Annotated in this window: 8 protein-coding genes; 1 reads left to right on the top strand and 7 read right to left on the bottom strand. The window is 61.2% G+C overall.

What is annotated here, in order from left to right; all coding sequences use genetic code 11:
• Positions 1 to 102: 102 nt before the first annotated feature.
• The 5 genes from FXN63_RS03300 to FXN63_RS03280 are packed head-to-tail and all read right to left on the bottom strand — an operon-like array spanning position 103 to position 7551.
• The gene (locus tag FXN63_RS03300; RefSeq protein ID WP_246165016.1) at positions 103 to 3573 is read right to left on the bottom strand and encodes a molybdopterin-dependent oxidoreductase; all 3471 of its coding nucleotides are present in this window, start codon (positions 3571 to 3573) and stop codon (positions 103 to 105) included.
• A gap of 15 nt (positions 3574 to 3588) precedes the next feature.
• Positions 3589 to 4698 carry an ABC transporter ATP-binding protein gene (locus FXN63_RS03295; protein WP_148812813.1) on the bottom strand — a complete coding sequence of 370 codons (1110 nt, stop codon included), beginning with the start codon at positions 4696 to 4698 and terminating at the stop codon, positions 3589 to 3591.
• A gap of 4 nt (positions 4699 to 4702) precedes the next feature.
• A complete protein-coding gene (locus tag FXN63_RS03290) occupies positions 4703 to 5512 on the bottom strand; it encodes an ABC transporter permease (RefSeq protein WP_148812812.1) in 810 nt (269 codons plus the stop codon).
• 24 nt (positions 5513 to 5536) lie between these two features.
• Complete coding sequence (locus FXN63_RS03285) at positions 5537 to 6433, bottom strand: ABC transporter permease (protein ID WP_187395090.1); 897 nt, start codon at positions 6431 to 6433, stop codon at positions 5537 to 5539.
• Between the two features lie 2 nt (positions 6434 to 6435).
• Entirely contained in the window at positions 6436 to 7551 is a 1116-nt protein-coding gene (locus FXN63_RS03280; RefSeq protein ID WP_187395089.1) for an ABC transporter substrate-binding protein, read from the bottom strand.
• Between the two features lie 148 nt (positions 7552 to 7699).
• Here FXN63_RS03280 and FXN63_RS03275 point away from each other — a divergent pair, with 148 nt between their 5' ends.
• Positions 7700 to 8374 (top strand): GntR family transcriptional regulator, encoded by a 675-nt coding sequence (locus FXN63_RS03275; protein WP_148812808.1) that lies wholly within the window; start codon positions 7700 to 7702, stop codon positions 8372 to 8374.
• Between the two features lie 62 nt (positions 8375 to 8436).
• Here FXN63_RS03275 and FXN63_RS03270 read toward each other — a convergent pair whose 3' ends face one another.
• Both FXN63_RS03270 and FXN63_RS03265 read right to left on the bottom strand, forming a co-directional pair.
• Positions 8437 to 13452, bottom strand: a complete 5016-nt coding sequence (locus tag FXN63_RS03270) for a DUF4214 domain-containing protein (RefSeq protein WP_148812806.1) — start codon at positions 13450 to 13452, stop codon at positions 8437 to 8439.
• 312 nt (positions 13453 to 13764) lie between these two features.
• Positions 13765 to 20949, bottom strand: coding sequence for a DUF4214 domain-containing protein (locus FXN63_RS03265; RefSeq protein WP_148812804.1), 7185 nt, complete (start codon positions 20947 to 20949; stop codon positions 13765 to 13767).
• Positions 20950 to 21164: the final 215 nt, after the last annotated feature.

Genomic DNA, 21164 nt, shown 5'->3' with positions numbered 1-21164 from the left:
GATGCGTGGGTGGCACAAAGGGACGGCACCGAGTGGACAGCACCAAGTCCCGACCTTTGCGGGCACACCAGGGAAGCCACACCACAACCTGCCCCCTCCCGATCAAGCGTCCAGCACCAGATCACTCACCGGCACCGCCTGACACGTCAGACAAACGTCTGCCTCGTCCGGCTCGACGCCATGCAGGTGTCGCACCTTGCCCGACACGATGCGCACGGCACAGCTTTCGCACTGCCCCACGCGGCAGCCGCTGGGCAGCTTTGCACCAAGCGTTTCACCAAAGGGCAACAGACATCCATCCTTGGCCGCCCAGACCGTGCTGTCCTGCAAGGAACGGGCAAACCGCACCGAGAAGGTCCGCCCATCGTCTTCCACCGGCCCCGGTGGCGAGCGGAACACCTCTCGGAAAATGTCGAAGCGCGGTACGCCACGCACGATCAGGCCGTTGGCAAAGCTGTCCATCATCGCCGGTGGCCCGCACATGTAGACGCGTGCACGCCGGGCGATCAACGCGTCGCTGACCACATCGGCGGTGATGAAACCCGTGCTGGCGTAATCCACGCCTGCGACATCGGTATCGAGCGGGCTGGCGTAAACATCAAGCACCTTCAGGCCAGGCAGGCGTTTGCGGTGTTCGGCAATGCGCTGGCGAAACGCGTGGCTGCGGCTGTTGAGGTTGGCGTAGTACAGCCACATCTCCAGCGGATCGCCATCGGGCAAGGTTTCCAGCAAGTTGATGAAGGGCGTGATACCGATGCCGCCAGCCAGCAGCACCAGCGGCTGTTCCGAGCGCACCGGCAGCATGAAGCTGCCCGACGGAGCCATCAGTTCGATCTTGTGCCCCAAGGCCAAGTGGCGATGCAGGTAGCTGGAGACCGCGCCCTCGAATTCACGGCCGTTGATGTCGCGGCCTTTCTGATGCCGCACTGCAATGCTGTAGCCGCGACGCCCCGGCCACACTGCCGGCCCCGTCAACGAATACGCCCGCCCCAGCGTCTGCAAGCCGTCGTGCACACGAATTTGCACGTGCTGGCCTGGCAGGAAATCGGGCAGGGGGCCAGCCTCGGCTGGTTCAAGGTGAATGCCCAACACCCCAGCTGCTTCTTGAACCAGGGCGGACACCTTGAAGTCGCGCCACCCTTCCCATCCGCGCTGGCCAGCCAAGGTGGCGGGGTCTGGCGCGATCTCGCAGCGGAAGGACCGCATGGCAATCGAGCCGCTGACGGGGTCATGCTGGTCGGCCGAGATCAAGCTGTTGAAGTTGCTGGACAGCGCACCGCCGATGGGCAAGGCATCGCGGGCCAAGGCGGTGCAGGCTTCCCACCAGCCGTACTCGGCCACCACCATGTCGTCGGCCAGCCCAGGGGTAATTTTCACCACAAAACGCGCCTGGCCAACACGGCTGGAAATCTGCATCCAGTCGCCGTCTTTCAGGCCACGCGAGGCTGCCAGACGCGGACTGATTTCAGCCGTGGGATCGGGTGCGCGCTTGCGCAGCGACGCCAGACCACGATGCTGCGAATGGCAGTAATAACCGTTCTTCGCGGAACTGAGCAGCAGCGGGAATTCACTTGCGCCGCGTTGCTGACGCTCGCGCCTGTCTTCGGCCCCCGGCAGGTAGGTGGGCACGGCTGGCTGGCCATGCTTGAGCAAGCGTTCCGAATAGATTTCCACTCGCCCGGTCGGCGTATCGAACCCTGGCACCGCACCACCCCGTGCAGGATCAGGCCGACCATATTTGCGCTCTGCCGCATCCACCGGCATGCGCAACCCGCCCGGTGCACAAGCAAGCTGTTCCAGATCGATGCCGGACGGGGCCAGGTAGTGGGCCCAGCCTGCACGCAAGTCACCGCCAAAGAACTCGTCCGCCATGCCCAGGCGCGTTGCCAGGTCAAACACAATTTCGTTATCGGAACGGGACTCCCCGCGCGGGCTGACCATACGCGGACGAAACTGCATGTGCGACGCCGCATCGTCATCGATCTCGAAGCCCATGCGCAAGCCTTCATGTTCCCAGGGGCTGTTCACCGGCAACACGATATCGGCGTAACGCAAGGAAGGCGTTTCGAACAAGTCCAGGTGAACGTGGAATTCCAGCTTTTCCAGTGCCTGACGCGCAATGTCCGTATCGCTGTGAGACAGCCGCACGTTGGTGCCGAAGGCCATCATCGCGCGGATGGCATAGGGCTTGGCTTCCAGCACGGCCTGGTACACATCGCGCGCCATGACCCAGCCCTGCGACGGCGGGCCAATCGGGCGCGCATCGATGCCCAGCGCCTTGGCGCGTTGCGTATCGGACAACAAAGACATGGGCGCCAGCGACGCCGTTGGCGGCCCGTGGCGCACGCGGTTTCCGCCGATCTTGTCGAAGCTGCCATTCAAGGCATACAGCGTGGCCAGTGCACGGTCAGTTTGCGTGGCATTGGTGTGCTGCCCCACGCCGTTCCACGAGTAATACGCGATCCGTTTATCACCCGCGAAAAACGCCACCGCTGCATCGATCTTGTCGGCGGGCACGCCGGTAATCTCGGTGACCTGCTCTGCGCTGTACTGCCTGGTCTGACGGCGGAAAGCACTGAACGCGGTTTCACACTCAATGGCCTTGCCGCCCGTCGAACAGGGCACTGTTACCCGACCGTCGAGCAACAAGCTGGCTGCCTGCCCCTCGCTCAATGCGCGTGCCGGGTCATAGGGCACGGGCGCAGCCTGGTGGCTGTCCCACACCAAGTTCCGATCGGTTTCCACATCGGGCCACAGCATGTTTTCGCGCAGGAATTCGCCGGTATCTACGCGCACCAGAAACGGGCTGTTGGTCCAGCAGCGGACAAACGCGTTGTCGTACAGACCTGCATCGATCAGCCGCTGACTGATGGCCATGGCCAGCACAGTGTCGGTGCCAGGCCGCACCTGCAACCACAGGTCGGCTTCCTTGGCCAAGGCCGTGGGGCGCGGGTCCACCACTACCAGTTTTGCACCACGCGCGCGGCCGATGCCGATCTTGTTGGCCTGTGCCAACCAGGTATTGGTGGGGTTGTGCCCCCACAGCACGATGGTGTCGGCGTTGGCGTAATCGGGCGGCTGCAAACCACAGCCAAAGGTGAACACGTGCGCGTGGTCTTTGTGCCAGTTGCATACCTCGGTCGCATATACCGTGTTCGGACTGCCGAACAGGCGCACAAAGCGTTCGATCCAGTCGATGCTGTCGGACAAGGGCGTGCCACTTGGCGTGGTCACCGCAAAGGCCACCGCTTCCGCACCCGACTCTGCACGCACGGCCGCCAAGCGGCTGGCAGTGGTGCTCAGGGCCTCTTCCCAACTGATGCGCACCCAGCCCGGGTCCGGGTCGGTTTTCGGGCGCGTACGCTTCATCGGGTGCGTCAGCCGGAACGGGCTGTGCACGATCTCCGGGGCTGCCTTGCCCTTCATGCACATGGCGCTGCCGTTGGGGTGATCCGGGTCGGGTCGGACGGAGATCAACCTGTCCTGATCGACCTGATTGATGGTGCCGCAACGCGAGCGGCACAGCGTGCAATAGCCCTTGATGTCGGTAGCAGTCATGGTGTCGGCAGCCATCAGCCTTGTTGCCTGTCAGGCGGGAAGCAGGCGCGAATCTCTGGCCTGCCATTGCACGCTGACCGGACTGCCAGGTGCGGTGTAGACGGATTCATCGCTGCTGGCGTCGCCACCGACATACCCCAGTTCACCCGTATTGGGCAGCAAGGCGGTGATCTCGGTGTCGTCCTTCAACGCGATGCGGTACTCGATCAAGGGCCCCAGATAGGTGATGCGCACGATCCGCCCCTGCACGCCGTTACAGCCATCGGCCACCGGCGTGTCGACCCGGCGCAATTGCACGCGTTCGGGTCGGAAGCTCATCAGGGCCGGGGCACCTGTTCGACCGGCATCGGCGGCATGCCCTGCAAACACCTGCCCAAGCTTTGAATCGAAACGCCCTTCTCCCCCCATCTTGCCGTCGAGGAAGTTGGACTTGCCCATGAACTCGGCCACAAAGCGGTTGATCGGACGCTCGTACACCTCGTCGGGCGTGCCGATCTGTTCGATGCGGCCCTGATTCATGATCACCAGCCGATCCGCCATGCTCAGCGCCTCGTCCTGGTCGTGCGTCACCATCAAGGTGGTCAAGCCAGAGTCTTTCTGCAGTTGGCGAATCTCGGCACGCACTTCGTGACGCAGGCGCGCGTCCAGCGCCGACAGCGGTTCGTCCAGCAGCAGCACCGCCGGGTCGATAGCCATTGCACGCGCCAGTGCCACCCGCTGCTGCTGTCCACCCGACAGCTCGCGCGGCAAGCGTTTGGCCAGCGATTCCAGCCGCACGCGCGCCAATGCCTTCTGCACACGCGGGCCGATCTCGGCGGGTTTCATCTTGCGCATTTCCAGTCCGAAGGCCACGTTCTCTTCCACCGTCAGATGCGGAAACAGCGCATAACCCTGAAACACCATGCCAACGTTGCGCCGATAGGAAGGCAGCTGCGTGATGTCCTTGCCAGCCAGGCGAATGCTGCCTTCCGAGACCTGCACGAAGCCTGCCAGCATGCGCAGCGAGGTAGTCTTGCCGCAGCCGCTGGGACCGAGCAAGGCCACCAGTTCGCCCTCGTGAATCGGCAGGGTGAAGTCGCTGACTGCCTGGAATGCACCGTAGCGCTTGGCCACGCCGTCGAAATCAAGATAGGAATTCATAGGATCAGAAAGCGCGGCTGAGCTTGACGTAACGATCGGAGAACACCAGAGCGGCACCGATCATGAGGATCTGAATGGTGGCCACCGCCGAGACGGTCGGGTCCAGGTTCCATTCCAGGTAATTGACGATCGCAATCGGCAAGGTCGTGCTGCCCGGTCCCACCAGGAAAATGGATTTCTCCAGGTCGGTGAAAGACACGATGAAGCTGAACAGGCCACCTGCCACCAGGCCCGGACGCGCCATCGGCAGCGTGACCCGACGGATCACCGTCCACGGCGTTGCACCCAGGTTGAGCGCGGCTTCTTCGATCTGATTGCCATTGGAAATCAGCGAGGCCACCACCAGGCGCACGATCCACGGAATGGTCAACACCGAATGAGCAGCGATCAGCCCGGGCAAGGTGGCGGCTACCTGGACCGTGCTGAGCAGTTCGAACTGAATGAAGTACACATACAGTGCGCTACCGGCCACCACGCCGGGAATCATCATCGGCGACATCAGCAAGGTGCTGACGAAGGCCTTGCCGGGGAAATTCCCCCGCACCATCGCCAGGGCCGCAGGCACGCCCACCAGCATGCCGATTGCGGTCGACATCAGGCTGACTTTCAGGCTCAGCCAGAAGCCTTCGCGGAAGGTATCCAGACGCCAGGCGTTCAGGTACCAGTCGAAGGAATAGCCCTGCGGCGGGAAGCTGATCACCTTGTTGCTGAAGCCACTGACCCAGATCACCGCGATCAGGGGCGTGATGACAAACAGCAGCGTGGCAAACACCACGAAGCGATACAGCGCGCTCGATATCTGGAAGGATTTCATGGGTGTGCCTTCATGGGTGTGCCTTCACGCGTGCGCCTTGGCAGGTGCAGGGCTTTTGCGCCCCATTGCCCACGAGGAAAACACCGTCAGGAACAGCGTGGATGCCATCAGCACGAAGGCCAGTGCCGCACCGAACGGCCAGTTGCTGGAACGCGTGATCTGCTCATACACGGCAGGCGCCATCATCTGGAATTTCGGACCGCCGATCAGCAAGGGCGTGGCGTAGGCGTTCATGGCCAGAATGAAGCACAGCACCGTGCCGGTGATCACGCCCGGCATCATCAGCGGCAGCAATACGCGCCTGAACATCTGGAAGTGATTGGCACCCAGATTCAGGCCCGCCTCTTCCAGCGGGCGATCGATGCCTTCGATGACACTTTGCAAGGTGATGATCATGAACGGCAGGTTCACCGAGATGATGCCCACCAGCACTGCGGTGCCGGTGTACAGCATCTGCACCGGTTCCTGCGTCAGCCCCACTGCCTGCATGAAGGCGTTGATCAAGCCCCGGTCGGCCAGCAACACCATCCAGCCCGCCACGCGCACGGCATTGCCCATGAACAGCGGCAGGATCACCATGATCAGCAGCAGGCTTTTCCACTTGGCCGATTGCACGCGCGCAATGAAATACGCCGGCAAGATGCCCAGCACCAGACAGATGATGGTGCTGAGCACCGCAATCCAGATCGTGCGAAACAGCACACCGCGATAGAACGGATCGCTGAAGAAACGGCCGTAGTTCTCGGCCGTGAACCCTTGGACCATGAACTGGCCAGGCTCGAAGTGATTGAGGCTGTAACGCCCCAACAGCACCAGCGGGCCCAGCAGCAGTACGACGATGAACAGCAGCGAGGGCGACAGCAACATCGACACGCCCTTGCCATTGGGGCGCAAGGGCCCGAGTTGCAGCGGTCCGCTCATGGTCAGACCTTGATTTCCTTGTTCCACCAGTCAAGCCACGCGGCCTGATTCTTGGCGGTGTAGCCGAGGTCGACACGGTTGATGCGGCTGCGCTGTTCCGGCGTGAAATCAATCGCTGCCATCTCGGGCGGCAAGGCGGCGTTGTCGATCGGCACCGCGTAGTACGTTGCCTTGGCGATCTTCTGCGCCACGGAGGGCAACAGCATGGCGTTCAGATACCGGTACGCGTTGTCCTTGTTGCGAGCACGCTTGGGCATACAGACACCGCCCTCGAAACCGATCGCCCCTTCCTTCGGGTAGGCCGCCTCCACCGGCAAGCCTTCCGCCTTCCACTGCGCGGCACGCGCGTTGTAGTTGGCAGTGATCCAGATTTCTTCGGACGCCATCGCGGCAGCGGCCTGCTGGTGCGACGGGTAGATGCGCGGCTGAACCGCCTTCTTCAGCTGACGCAGTTTTTCCAGCGCCGGTTCGGCATTCGACATCGACCCGCCATTGAGCAAGCCCATGGCCAGGAAATAATTGAAGTAGATCTGATCGATCAGCCCGACCTTGCCGGCGTATTCCGGGTTCATCAGATCGGCGAACGAGGTCGGCGGCGTCTTGATCTTGTTCTTGTTGTAGATCAGGACCACGCCACTGATATAGAACGGGATGAAATACGGCTTCTGCACGCCCGGCAGCAGGTGGGAAGCGTTGGGAATCTTGGAATAGTCCAGTTCTTCCAGCACGCCTTGCTGATTCAGCTCGAAGGCATCCGCGTCAGTGAAGTGCGCCACGTCGACCGAGCCACGCGGCAGATTGCGTTCGGCCAGGATCTTGGTCTTGCGTGCGGGGGCAGCCGCCAGGTCACGCAGGATCTTGATGCCCTTGCTTTCCAGTTCGGGCTGTTCCAACGCGTTGATCACGTTGTTGTTCCAGTCCCCGCCCCAGTTGGACACCAGCAACTCGCCACCAGGCTGCTGTGCCCAGGCAGATGAATGGCCCAACAGCCCGGCCCCCAGCCCAACACCCAACAGCGCGCCGGTGCCGCGGATGAACTGACGGCGTCCGATATTTTCCGGCTGCACCTCGTCGGACAGTGGTTGGCCCGACAGGTCTCGATCGATCAGAAAGCGCATGACAGTCTCCATTTTTCGACTGGCTTGACGGATCAAGCATCAGTTCATTTATAGAGTAGCGCGTCACACGCTACTCTTGAAGTCATGGTAGCGCGTGACGCTTTATCATGTAAGGGGGCGACACAGATTTTTTTGGGATGACAGGAACGTGGTCGAAACAAGCTGGAACGGCGACAACGCACCAGATGAGGGCGCACGCAATTCATACCTGGAACAACTGCGCATGAAGATCGTCTCGGGCCAGATCGGCCCGGACGAATTGCTGACGGTGCCCACGCTGGCCAAGGCCTGGGGCATGTCGACCACGCCCGTGCGCGAGATCCTGCTGGAACTCGCCAACGATGGTTTGCTGGAAGCCCGACGCAATCGCGGCTTCATGGTGAAACGCCTGACGGTGACCGACCTGAGGCAACTGTTTGCGATTCGCGCCCAGCTGGAGTGCTATGCGCTCAGTTGCATCACCAACATGCGTGAGGAAGACCGCATCCCCTTAATGCAGAAAGCGCAGGCGATCGAACAGGCGGTGGAAGACGGCGACACGCTGCGCTACCTTGAGACTGACCGCGCCTATCACCTGCACCTGATCAGCCTGGCGGGCAATCAGCACCTGGTGAAGATGATCATGAATCTGCGCGACAACATGCGGCTGTACGGCATCGAGTCCGTTGCGGGCCTGGAGCGTCAGCAGTTGTCAGTGCCGCAGCATTACCAGTTGGTGGAGTTGCTGGCGGCGTCGAAGACCGACGAAGCCATGACCTTGATGCGCCGGCATGTGCTCGATTGGGAGCCGATTTTTGTCGAGGGGATTGCGGCGCTTGGGTAAGCGGCTCGTACCCGCGCAGCACCCTGGCGCTTCCACACGCCAGGGTGGCCAGCGCAACCGCGTCAGGAAACGACGGTTACGTCGATAGTGCTGCCAATGACAGCAACCGCTTCACCGGACGCCGCGAAACCCTCAAGCACCTGCGCACGGCTGACGCCGCTGTCCAGCGCTGCCAGCCAGAATGCCTTGCCCGACGCATCGGCCGTGCGGTCAAAGCCCGTCGTGTAGAGCAGGTCAAGGAAGGCACTGTTCGTCAGTGACGCACCCGTGAATTCCGGCGATTGCATCATTGCGGTCAAGGTCGCGTTCAGCGACACGCCCTGATCGATGCCTTCGATCCAGAACTTGTAGCCGCCTGTGTCCACGTTGCGACCCAGCAGCAATTCGTAGGCACGGCCCACGACGGCTTCCTCGTGGTTGTGCGCCAGAACAGTTACGTCGCCGTTGGCAAACGCCAACAGTTCCACGTTGTTGAACGCCAGCATCGCGCCGTCTTCCAGGCGGGTCAGCTCGGCACGTTGACCTGCTTCCACGTCGATGTGCACGTCGCTGCGACCGCCAGCCAGGCGAACGATGTCGATGCCATCGCCCAGGTCAATGTTCAGGGCGATGCCGAGTTCCGGGGTGATCTCGTCGTCGGCTTGGGTGCCGGCAACCGCACGGTTGGCGTTAAGTTCGATCAACTGCGCATCCGCAAAGCGCGCCGTCAGCGCCGCCACGTCGCTGGCTTCGTGCGCCACGACAATCGACGTTCCGCTGTCGAAGGTGATGTGTTCGACGTCCAGGAAGCGGTCCACTTCGCCGCTGGTCTTGTGAGTCAACACAACAGTGTGATCATCCAGCGTCACGGTGTAGTCGGCTAGCACGCCTGACTGCACACCGGTGTCGAAACCAAAGCCACCGTTCATGCGGTCGTTGCCGTTACCGCCGTGCAGGATGTCGTCGCCCGTGCCGCCGTAGACCACGTCGTCGCCATCGTCACCAAAGGTCTGGTCGTTGCCACGCAAGCTGCCGACGGTGTCGTTACCGCCCAGGCCATGCAGGATGTCATCGCCCTCACCCAGCACGATGAACTGGTTGTTGTCATCGCCGTAAGCGATGTTGGCACCTGCACCGCCCGTTACCCGCGCATCACCGACGATGATCGCGAAGTCAACGTTCTCCAGGTCGATCAAGGTACCCGCCGGCAAAGCGCGGGTGTCGATAATCACGGCCGTTCTATGGCCGTCCTGCGTGTTGCCAGCGCTGATGACCAGCGGGCCGCCGCTGGTTGCTTGGGCGCTGATCGTGATGGTTTGCACCACCACCTGCGTACCGGCGTCAAGCGACGACAGGAAACCTTGCGCAGCGGTTTTTTGCGCTGCCGATCCATCGGCCGCCGTAATGCGGCCATCGAGTACCGTCTGTGCCGTGCTTCCCGACACCGGCGTGCCCGGGCCGTTGGCGGTCACGCCGGTACCAACCGGGATGCCCAGATTGAGCAGCGATGTACCCGATACGGTCTTCACCAGTGTGATGTCGGCCAGCTTGCTGTTGGCTGTGCTGGTGTCCTCATTGCGGTCATCGGTGACCACCGGCACGACGATCTGTTGCTGGCCGTCGCTGCCCGTGCCGATCTGCACCGGCACGCCATCGACCGGCGTGGTAGACCCGCCTGGCGCAGGTGCGACCGGCGGCAAAAACACATAACGTGCGGTACCCAGCGTGACAGACCCGTCAGAGCCGCTCAGCGATACATACCCTTCGGCGGAACCCGTCAACGTGAAGCTGAGCTTGGCCAGCGCTTCAGACACCGCGCTGGCACTACCCGTATAGGTATAACCGTCGGGCGTTTCCACCCAGTCTTCCAGATTGCCCAGCGTTCCATTGACGGCATTGACGGTGACCGTGATCGAGGACGAATCCGGGTCCTCCACGCTCAGCCCCTCAAGCACAACCGGCGTGCCCACCGCGATGCGCGTGGGTGTCCCCGGCACGCCGACGAAGACCGGCTCGTTATTGACAGCAGTGATATCGACAGTCACTTCGATCGTGCTGACATGCTCGCGCCCATCGGCCACCAAGATCTCGATCTCGCGGGTGGCGACCGGGTCTTTCGACGTATTGCGATACACCACGGCACGCAGGGCGGCTTGCCATTGGGCCAAGGCCGCCGTTCCGGTAATTTCGAGAATGCCGGTGTCAGCATCGTAAGCCGCGGACAGACCAGGAATGGTCGCCTCCAGCGCCAGCGACTCGGCGGCATCGAGATTAATCACGGGCGAACCGCCGATCAAAATGGTTGGTGCCTTGATGCGCACGTACGCCACGGCCAGACCTGCATCCACATCATCGGCATCGGTCAGCGTCAGCGCAGCCGCCACCGCGAGCGCCGGACCGCCTTCGGTAAATGGCAGCGTTGTCTCGATCAGCCCGATCTCGGGGGCGGTCACCACGCTCAGTGTGCGCGATGCAGCCGACACATTGCCTGCACCATCGACGCCGACCACCTTGTAGTCGCCCAGCAGCGTATCGGTGGAAAACGTTGCTTCACCCTCGACCAGGTCAAGTTTGACCGCCTTGCCGTCGCTGACCAATGCAGCGAGCGCAAGTACATCGAGCGTTCCTGTCAGCGCATCGGCACGCACCAGGTACACCGCACCGTCTTCGTCGCTGGACACCGAGATGGATGTGCCCTGATTGAAATCGTCGTTATTGCTGGAAATCGTGACGACAGGTGCCGTATGGTCCTGGAACAGGTAATCCAGCGTGACGTCGTCGTTATCAGGATAGCTGGCCGACAGCTCCACCTTGCCGTCAGCGCCGGTCAGCGTGAAACGAACCTGCGCAAGCGCGGTATTTACCTGCGCGACGGTGCCGGTGAACGTATAGCCATCCACCGTCGGCGTGAATGCGCTCATGCCCGACAAGTCACCCTCAGTGGCTTTTACCGTGATAGTGATGGAGCCGGTGTCGGGGTCGACGATGGTCAATCCCGGCAACGCAGTCGTGCTTCCGACTTTCATATTCACCGGTGTACCGGGCGCACCATTGAAGACGGGCGGGTTGTCCACGGCTTCGATGTCGATCTCTACGTCGTCCGTATCATTGTGGTTGCCGTTGACGTCGACCACGGTGATGCTGACGCTGCGCGAGGCAACCGGGTCAGCAGATTCATTGCTGTACGTCACAGCGCGCAGCGCAGCTTGCCACTGCGCCAGGGTTGCCGTACCCGTGATGGAAAGCGTTCCGGTTGCGGCCACGTAAGTCGCCGTGAGTGCGCCCATGCTCACCGGAGTGATGGTCAGAGAAAGTGATTCGGCAGCGTCCAGCGCGACCGATCCAAGTTTCACCTGCGCCGATGCCAATCCAGTATCGACACTGTCGTCGTCGGTCAGCGTCAGATTGGCGGCCACCGCAATCGCCGCGTCGCCTTCGGTGAAGTTCAGGTTTCCAGACAGCCCGCCGATGACGGGCTTGGTGATGATCGTCAACACCTCGTCGGCGTTGGTCACATTGCCAGCCGCGTCGGTGGCCAGCACGACGTATTCGCCCAACAAGCCTGTCGTGGCGAACTGCGCCTTGCCATTGACGATCGTGACGGCAATCGCGTCACCGTCCTGCTCCAGTTGCGCAAGCGTATCGCCGTCGAAGGTGTTGGGCAGCAGATCACGCTTGACCAGATACGCCGTGCCCGCTTCGTTGCTGGTGATCGTGAGCGTGTCGCCGCGCAGCAATTCGGTGCTTCCGTCGATTGCGATGACGGGCGGCGTCAGGTCGGCGATGTCAATCGAGATGGTGTCGGTGTCAGTGGAGAAACTATCGCCGAGGCCTGCCCCGGAAAAGATTGCCGAGCTGAGGTCGGTCGCCAGCACAAAATGATCGCCAGCTACGCTTACCGAGGGAGATGACCCTGCGGCCAGGCTGGTTTCAAGTACGGGATTGGACGGGTCCGAAATATCGTAGAACGATACGTTCGGATCGCCCGCCAGGAAGATCCGATCGCCCGCGATGGTCAGCCCGGAAAGCTGACCAACAACGGTAGAGGGGATGTGCTTGACCCACACCGGCGCATCGGGGTCGGACAGGTCGGCTACCTGCAAGCCCACACGCTGCGTGGCAACGAATGCGTAGTTGCCGGACAGCACAATGCCATTGATCTGCTTCGCAAAGCTGCCTTCGGCAACAACAGGAAGTGTAATGACACTATTGTCGGTGCGGTCAGTAACGATCAACTCACCGTTAAAGCCACCCTGCACATATACGCGGTCGTCCACCGCTAGGCCGTAGCCAAGCTGGCTGCTGACCACGGACTGGAAGACTGGCGCAGCAGGATCATTCAAGGAATATGCCCGCACGCCACCGGTCGTCGATGCATAGAGCATTCCATCGCGTATCACGATTGCATACATTGCACTCGAACCTTGCGGCAACGCGATCGATGTCATCGCGGAGGGTGTTCCATCTCCCGAGATCGTGAAGGTACTTAGTTTCGACCCTGTAGACATATCTTGGGTCATTACATAAAAGCGGCCGTTGTGTGCGGCGGATGCGGTGACCATTGCACCCATTGAAATCGGCACATTGCCCACGACAGGCAGCGATGCGTCGCTCAGATCGATGACTTTGATTGACGAACCTCCCGCAACGATCGCGTAGTCGTTTGTGCTGGCTACCGTGCGTCCGCCATTTGCCCCTTGTGTCAGCAGCACAGCATCGCCATTGAGCTTGACTATGTTCCCACTTGAACCCGCAGTGCCATCCCATGCCCTGAACGTCAGTGCATCGCTGATTGCGCTGCTGGTGCCCGAAAACGGGGAAAAATACACACGCGCAGTGTCCGACAGCAGAAGCGCCTTGCCAGAGCTAACAGAAGCAGCCTGAATCCAGTTCACGCCGTCATCGTTGGAGTAATACAGCGTGCCACCCTGAATGGCCGTGACGGCTATGCCGACAGCATCGTTGTCCACATCGGAAACCCCAGCACCGATCAAGGAAGAGACAACCGCGCCCACTGCACCTGTGGGTGCGGCTGCGCCAGGGCTGGTTGCTGGCAGCGCGGGAGATAGGCTGGGATCGAGTTCAGGTCTGGTGTTCATCGTCAGGTCCAAGGCGAGGCAGTGCGGCTAAGTACCGCCGGGTGGGTCTGGTTTCAGCGTGCAGATTCCAAGCAGCTGAAGAAAAGTGAACCCATTGAATGTCAAGTTTGCTTTCATTTGTTATGAATAACCGTAAAAAAGTATTGATTGCCGGGTTTTTTAGACGCTCAAGAAAATATTTTCGCGATATGAAAATTTGGTTAGATGTTTGTATTAAGGCGCTGTGAATAATAAAAAAGCCGACCACCTTTCAGCGGCCGGCTTGCCACAGCCCGGTCAGGGGCTGCGCGGGTGATCAATGGCGTCTGCGGATCACGACACCAAGGTCACATCGATGGTGCTGCCAATGATCGTGGCAGCTTCAGTCGATGCGGCGAAGCCTTCCAGCACCTGGGCACGGCTCACGCCACTGTCCAGTGCTGCCAGCCAAAATACCTTGCCTGCGGCATCCGCCGTGCGATCGAAGCCCGTCGTATACAACAGGTCGAGGAATGCGCTGTTCGACAAGACAGCACCGCTGAACTCCGGCGACTGCATCATGGCAGTCAGCGTGGCATGCAGCGATGCGCCCTTATCGATGCCTTCCATCCAGAACGTGAAGCCGTCCGTGTCCACATTGCGGCCCAGCAGCAGTTCGTACGCACGACCTACGACAGCTTCCTCGTGGTTGTGCGCCAGAACAGTCACGTCGCCGTTGGCAAACGCCAACAGTTCCACGTTGTTGAACGCCAGCATCGCGCCGTCTTCCAAGCGGGTCAGCTCGGCACGTTGTCCAGTTTCGACGTCGATGTGCACGTCGCTGCGGCCACCGGCCAAACGCACGATGTCGATGCCGTCGCCCAGGTCGATATTCAGCCCAATGCCTAGTTCCGGCGTGACTTCGTCGTTGGCTTGCGTGCCAGTCACGGTACGGTTGGCGTTCAACTCGATGAGTTGGGCACCGGCAAAACGCGCCTGCAAGCCCGCCACGTCGCCCGCTTCATGCGCCACGATGATCGATGGGCCGCTGTCGAAGGTGATGTGCTCCACATCCAGGAAGCGGTCCACTTCGCCGCTCGTCTTATGCGTCAACACCACCTCGTGACCTTCCAGCGTCACGGTGTAATCGGCCAACACATCGGTTTGCACGCCGGTGTCGAAACCGAAGCCACCATTCATGCGGTCGTTACCTGCGCCCCCATGCATGATGTCGTCGCCGGTTCCACCGTAGACGATATCGTTGCCGTCGTCGCCGAACACCTGGTCGTTACCACGCAGGCTACCGACCGTGTCGTCACCGCCAAGCCCGTGCAGAATGTCGTCACCTTCGCCCAGCACGATGAACTGATTCGCATCGTCGCCGTAGGCGATATTGGCACCCGCACCACCCGTCACACGCGCATCGCCAATGATGATCGCGAAGTCGACGTTCTCCAGGTCGATCAAGGTACCCGCCGGCAAAGCGCGGGTGTCGATGACCACAGCCGTTCTATGGCCGTCCTGCGTGTTGCCAGCGCTGATGACCAGCGGGCCGCCGCTGGTTGCTTGGGCGCTGATCGTGATGGTTTGCACCACCACCTGCGTACCGGCGTCAAGCGACGACAGGAAACCTTGCGCAGCGGTTTTTTGCGCTGCCGATCCATCGGCCGCCGTAATGCGGCCATCGAGTACCGTCTGTGCCGTGATTCCCGACACCGGCGTGCCCGGGCCGTTGGCGGTCACGCCGGTACCGACTGGAATGCCAAGGTTGAGCAGCGGCGTACCCGCTGCCGTCTTCACCAGCGTGATGTCGGCCAGCTTGCTGTTGGGCGTACTGGTGTCTTCATCGCGGTCGTTGGTCACCACCGGTATCTTGATCTGCTGTTGACCGTCGTTGCCCGTGCTGACCTCCACCGGCACGCCGTCCATCGGCGTGCTCGGCACAACGGGCGGCGTGGTGGGCGTCGGCGGCGGTGTCTCCACGGTACGAATCGTCACCGTGTTGCCTGCACCGCTCGACACATTTCCCGCCACATCGACTGCGTAGACAAGATAATTTCCAAGCAACGCAGTGGTATCGAATACAGCCTTGCCATCGATGACCGTCATGGCAACCGCGTTACCGGCTCCTTCGAGCGTGATCAGTTCGCTGGCGCTTGGCGTGCCCGCATGGGCACCGGCCTTCACCAGATACACGATGCCGGCCTCGCTGCTCTCGATACTCAGGTCATCGCCACGCAAATGCGCGGCATGGTCGGCGGGCAGCGTCAGCGTGGGTGCAATCGTGTCGCGCACATCGACCGCCACGGTATCGCTGTCGTGGGACACGCTGCCGGGGACAATACCGGACAGTACGGTGATTTCGGTGTCCGTCGTGACCAACAACTGCTTGCCGACCACGGCGATGCTGTTGGCGTGAGAGACCGGGAAGGACTCACCAAGAACCGGGTGTTCAGGATCGCTCAGATCGACGCGATAGACGCCGTTAGAGGTCAGCACGAATGCCTGGCGTTCAACGACCACGAGCCGCTCGGCCACGCTTCCGAGCACAAGCTGACCGACCCATTTGGGGGCACTCAGATCCGAAATGTCGGCAATCATCAAGCCGGCGCCGCTTGTCGCCACGTAGGCGTAGTCACCGCTGATGACCACGTCGCGCGCTGCAGCGAAGCCGACGACGGGGAAATCGGCGAATTTCAGTTCTGTAAACGCGTCATCATGCCGGTCGACCAGCATCAGACCGATTGTGCTATTGCCCACCACATAGCGCGTGTCATCCAGCGCCAATGCCGTAGGGACAGCTGCGGGGATGCGCTCGTTGACAGGCGTCGCAGTGCCGTCCGCGGCTACCGTGAAGGCCTGCACACCGTCGTCCCTGCTTGCGACCAGTACCGTGTTTCCGTACGCCTTTACGCCATCGGGCCGCATCATGAAATCGGCCAGGCCGATCGTTTGAACCACCACCGGTGCGGTTGGCGTGGCCAGCGAGATCACATACATTTCCTGCTCGGACTGGCTGACCGCGTAGACAAAGTCGTCGCCCGCTGCCACGAAATCGGCATCAGCAATCGACGTTGCGACGGTGCCCAGGACGACGCCCGGATTGGTCGAGTCATACACCACCAGGCCGGTCGATGCGATCTGGACCGCCAGACCCTTGAAGGTAATCATGTCGGCCAAGCCAGTGCCCGGCGCAGACAGCACCGGATCAAGCTTGCCGCTCAGGTCCAGCCAAGTGCCCGTCACGCCATCCGTGCCGTCCCAGGCATGGAACTGCAGCGCATCGTTGACGGTGCCGGTGGTGCCACTTGCCGCTTCGAAATACACCAACGTCTCGGCCGTCAGCGCCAAGGCGTGGGCCTTGCTGACGATAGCGGTGACGGCAACCCAGGTCGTGCCGCCGTCCACCGAGTAATGCAGCGTGCCGCCCTTGATCTCGGTGACGGCCATGCCGATGTCGTTGCCATCGGCATCGCTCGCGCTGTCGCCAAGCAGCTCGGACACCTTGATGCCCACGGCACCTTCAGGCGACAAACCGCCCAGTTCGGCATCGGGCAGCTTGGGCGATGCACTCACGTCCAGCACTGGCGCGCTGTTGGGCGGGACCGTGACGGTCACGCTGACCATGCGGGTGACATGGGTGAGGCCATCGTCAATGGTGACCAGGACGGAATACTTGCCTGCGGCAGTCGGCTGTTCAATGAAGCGAATGCCGTCGGCTGTCACCTCGAACAAGGCTTGATGCGTGCCGCCCGTGATCGTGTACGTCAGCGCGCTGCCCTCCGGGTCGTGCGCACCCAGCTTGACGGCAGTGCCGGTGGTCAGTGCGGTGGCTTGCGCAACCGGGTCGATTTCGTGGACAACAGCAAGCCCCGTGTCCCGATCTTGCGCCGTGACATATACCTGGCCTTCGTCACCCAACACAATACTGGTGTTGCGCGCGCCGTCAATCAGGTCCGAGACGATCGTCCAGGCCCCCTCGGCATAACGCATCACATAGAAATCGTTCCGCGAGTTATAGGGGCTGGCCAATAGATACAGTGCGCCGTCACTGCCCACCGCAAGATCGTAGGGAAGCGGCGACGACCCGAGCATGCCGGCGGTGCGCGGCAGTGGCAGCATGGTCCAGTCGCTGCCGTCGAAATATTCGACGAACAATTCATTCTGGGCGTCGCCGTAGGCCACATAAAAGCCCTTGCCGTCCGACGCAAGCTCGGTCTGATAAGCAGGCACGTCGGCGTGTTGCGGGTTGGGGACGACGGACCAGACATTGCCATCGAACGTCATCACCGTCAGCCGGTTGTTGGCGTTGGCATCGGCAAATGCAATGGTTGGCTTGCCATCGACTCCGATCAGCACCTTGTAGGCGTCACCCATCAATCCCGGCACGGTTGATTGGCCCAGGTCTTCCCACGTGCCGTCGACGAAGTGGCGCACGCCCAGAGCGCCGTTATTCAGGTCGGTATAAGTCACGTACAGCGTGTTGTCGGCACCGATGGACAAACGCGGCGTCATCGGATTCTCGATATCGAGCCAGTTACTTCCAACCGCTTGCCATTGCCCGTTCTGCAAGGTCAACACGGTGACCTTGCTGACCTCTTCCGGCCCCCCACCACCCAGATCGTAGACCGTCTGCGTGAAGACCAGATAGGGTACGCCTTGAGCGTCCGTCGTCATCTGTACGTCACGGCCATTGCCGAAGAAATCGTAGGGAATGGTCTGCCAGTCATCACCCTGCTGATGCGCAGTCACCACGCCGGTGTCGCTGACGAAAGCCACGTACAGTGATCCGTCTGCGCCTTTGACCAGCGGCATCTTGTCGAAGGGCATCTTGTCCAGCTCAGTGTTGAGAACGCTCTGCTGGTAGCGCACCTTGTCGAAAACCGGCGCGGCATTTGCGGCGAGGGTCTGACTGATGGTGTCGGTGTCGGCCGAGAAGGCGCCGCTATTGTTCAGATCGACCACCGTCAGCTGGTTGCCGGACGCAATATGCAGATGTCCGCCATCGACCACCGACGTGTCCGCATAGCCCTGCGTATCGATGAAGCGTACGGGAATCGGCGCGGCGGCATTGGTAATGTCGTAGACACGGATGCCACGTCCTTCAATGCCGACATACAGCAGGTCGCCGTCGCGGGTCACCGACATGACGTTCTCGGCACCTTCGCGCAAATAGCTTTGCACGACAGGATTCTCGGGATCGGTCACATCGATGATGGCCAAACCACTGTTGACCGCGGCCGTGTAGGCGATATTCCCGTTGAGCGCGACATCGATCGCCCAGTTGGTCAACGTCGTTGCTTCTCCTTTCCAGACGGGGTTCTGTGGATCGCGAACATCGAAAATGTGCAAGCCGCTGTTGCGATCCGCCACGTACAGAAAACCGTCGCGCAACACGCTTTCGTACAAGGGGTCACCGCCCAGGGCGGCAGTGCCCTGGAGCACGGGCGCAGTCGGGCTGCTGATGTCGAAAATCTGCAGACCACCCGATATGCCAGTGATGTAGGCAAGGTCGCCATCGACCAATACGCCTGCCGCACGGCCGACATTAATGGTGTGCACCAGTGTCGGATTCTGAAGATTGCTGACGTTCACGATGGCCAGGCCGTCGCGCATCGCCACATAGGCGAAATCACCCTGTACCGCGACCTCATAGGCCTCTTCAAAACTCAGGCTGCTCAACGCGACCGGGTGGGCAGCATCGGACACGTCGACGATCACCAGTCCCGCTGCGGTGTTCTGCGAATCGACAACAAACGCGACGGATCCGCTCAGCACGATATCCTGCGCGTTATAGGTACCCAGGGGGAAACTTGCAACAACGGGGTCCAGGTGCGTATCCACGTTGGTGTTGCCCGTGCTGCCGTGTGTCTGATCCCAAAGCTTGAAGCTCAACGCGTCTGCCACCACGCCAGATGTCGCCGCGCTGACATATACACGTGCATGCTGGTCCAGCAGCACCGCGCTGCTTTCACTCAAGGCGCCAACAGCAATCCAGGTAGTGCCGTTGTTCAGCGAGTAATACACATCAACGCCAGCCGCCTTGCCGGTCAACGCGATCCCCAGTGCATTGCCGTCGACATCGCTGCCGTCATCGACCAATGCGCTGACCAAACTGCCTACCGCCCCGCTTGGCGTACCGCTGCCTGCCACGACATTGGCCAGCTTGGGCGAGGCCGACACGTCGAGCACCGGGGCATGATTGACGTCGGCGGCAGTCACCGACACCACGACGGTCTTCGTCAGGTCATTGAAGCCATCGCTGACAGTGACCTCGACTTGGTAGGTGCCCACCGCGGGCGTGCGCTCGAAGCGGACGTCACCACCACGAACGACGAACATGGCGGCGTCTGCACCACCCGTGATTGAGAAACTGACCGGGTCGTCCTCCGCGTCCGTGAAACTGAAGCCCTCAAGCGCAGTGCTGGTCGTGATTCCCCCAGCCGCCAGCGCGATGGAGAACTTCTGGACCACGACCTTGGCCATGTTCTCCGGGTCCATGGTGGCGATGAAAATGCTGCCGTCCGGCGTAGTCGCCATGGCGCTTTCGGACAGGGCAAAGATCGGATCGCTGCTTTGCGTCCACTGCATGCCATCGAAACTCAGCACATGAAGCGGGTTCGGATATCCAAACCCGCCCGATGCGGCCAACTGAATGCTGCCGTCGCTGCCCAGGAGCAGATCGATCGGCGAGGTCAGCCGAGTCGGCAATGCATCAGTCGGAGAAACATCCCATTGCGCGCCGTCGAAACGCGCGACCACCATAGAGCGCTCCGCATCCTGATAGGCCACATAAACCGTGCCGCTGTTGTCTTCCACCAGATACGGAACACTGATTTCACGAGGTACCGGCGCGGGTGCGCCCAGTGACGTCCAGACGCCGTTCTTGAATGCCTGTACATCGAATGCGTCCGTCATGTCGCCATTGGAAAAACTGACATACGGCGTACCGCTTGCGCCGATCTTCAGGTCGAAACCGCCCATGCCCAGCGTGCCCACGCCAGATGCGCCGACCCGCTGCCAGGTCGTGCTGCCGCTGTCGTAGCGCAACACGCCGAGTACACCCGATTCCCGATCCACCACTGCCAGATACGGCGTGCCATCGGCAGCGAAGGAGAGTTTCGACTGCTCACGATCGACATTCGGCAGCGAGGCACTGCCGACGTCCTGCCAGCTATTGCCCACCCATTTCTGCACGGTGAAAGACGCGTCCGAGCCCTGTACGAAACTGACGTAGGGTTCATCGGTGGGAGACATCACCAAGTCGACATTGCCGCTGCTGGAGAACAGGCTGTTGCTGATTGGACTCCAGGCATTGCCGATACGGGTCAACACATTGACGTTGCCGCCGTCTGCGTAGGCCAGGTACATGTCACCACTGCTTGTGACGCCCAGGGACACGTCCCTCACACCCGGCGTGTTCGGCGCATGACCGCCAATTTGAAGGTGTGAGTAGGTCGTCCGGCCAGTAAAGACCGGTGCCTGGTTGGGAAGGCCGAGCATGACGACCGCATCGTCAGTAGTGAAAACGTTCTGCATGAGTCCTGGATCCGAACGACGCCGTGCCCGGAATTGGCTGCACGGACGAGCTTAGCTCCACCCATAAGTACTGTGACTTCCTGTAACCGTGTTTTTGCAGAGCGACTGAATGTTTTGCCAGACGGTTTTTCTGCGTCGGGGCGGTATTGCGTCACATCAGGACGCCGCAAAAGACAAAGCCGACCACTTTTCAGTGGCCGGCTTGCGACAGCCCG

The organism is Pigmentiphaga aceris, assembly GCF_008119665.1.
GTDB lineage: Bacteria > Pseudomonadota > Gammaproteobacteria > Burkholderiales > Burkholderiaceae_B > Pigmentiphaga > Pigmentiphaga aceris.
This window is presented reverse-complemented; position numbering and strand designations above follow the sequence as displayed.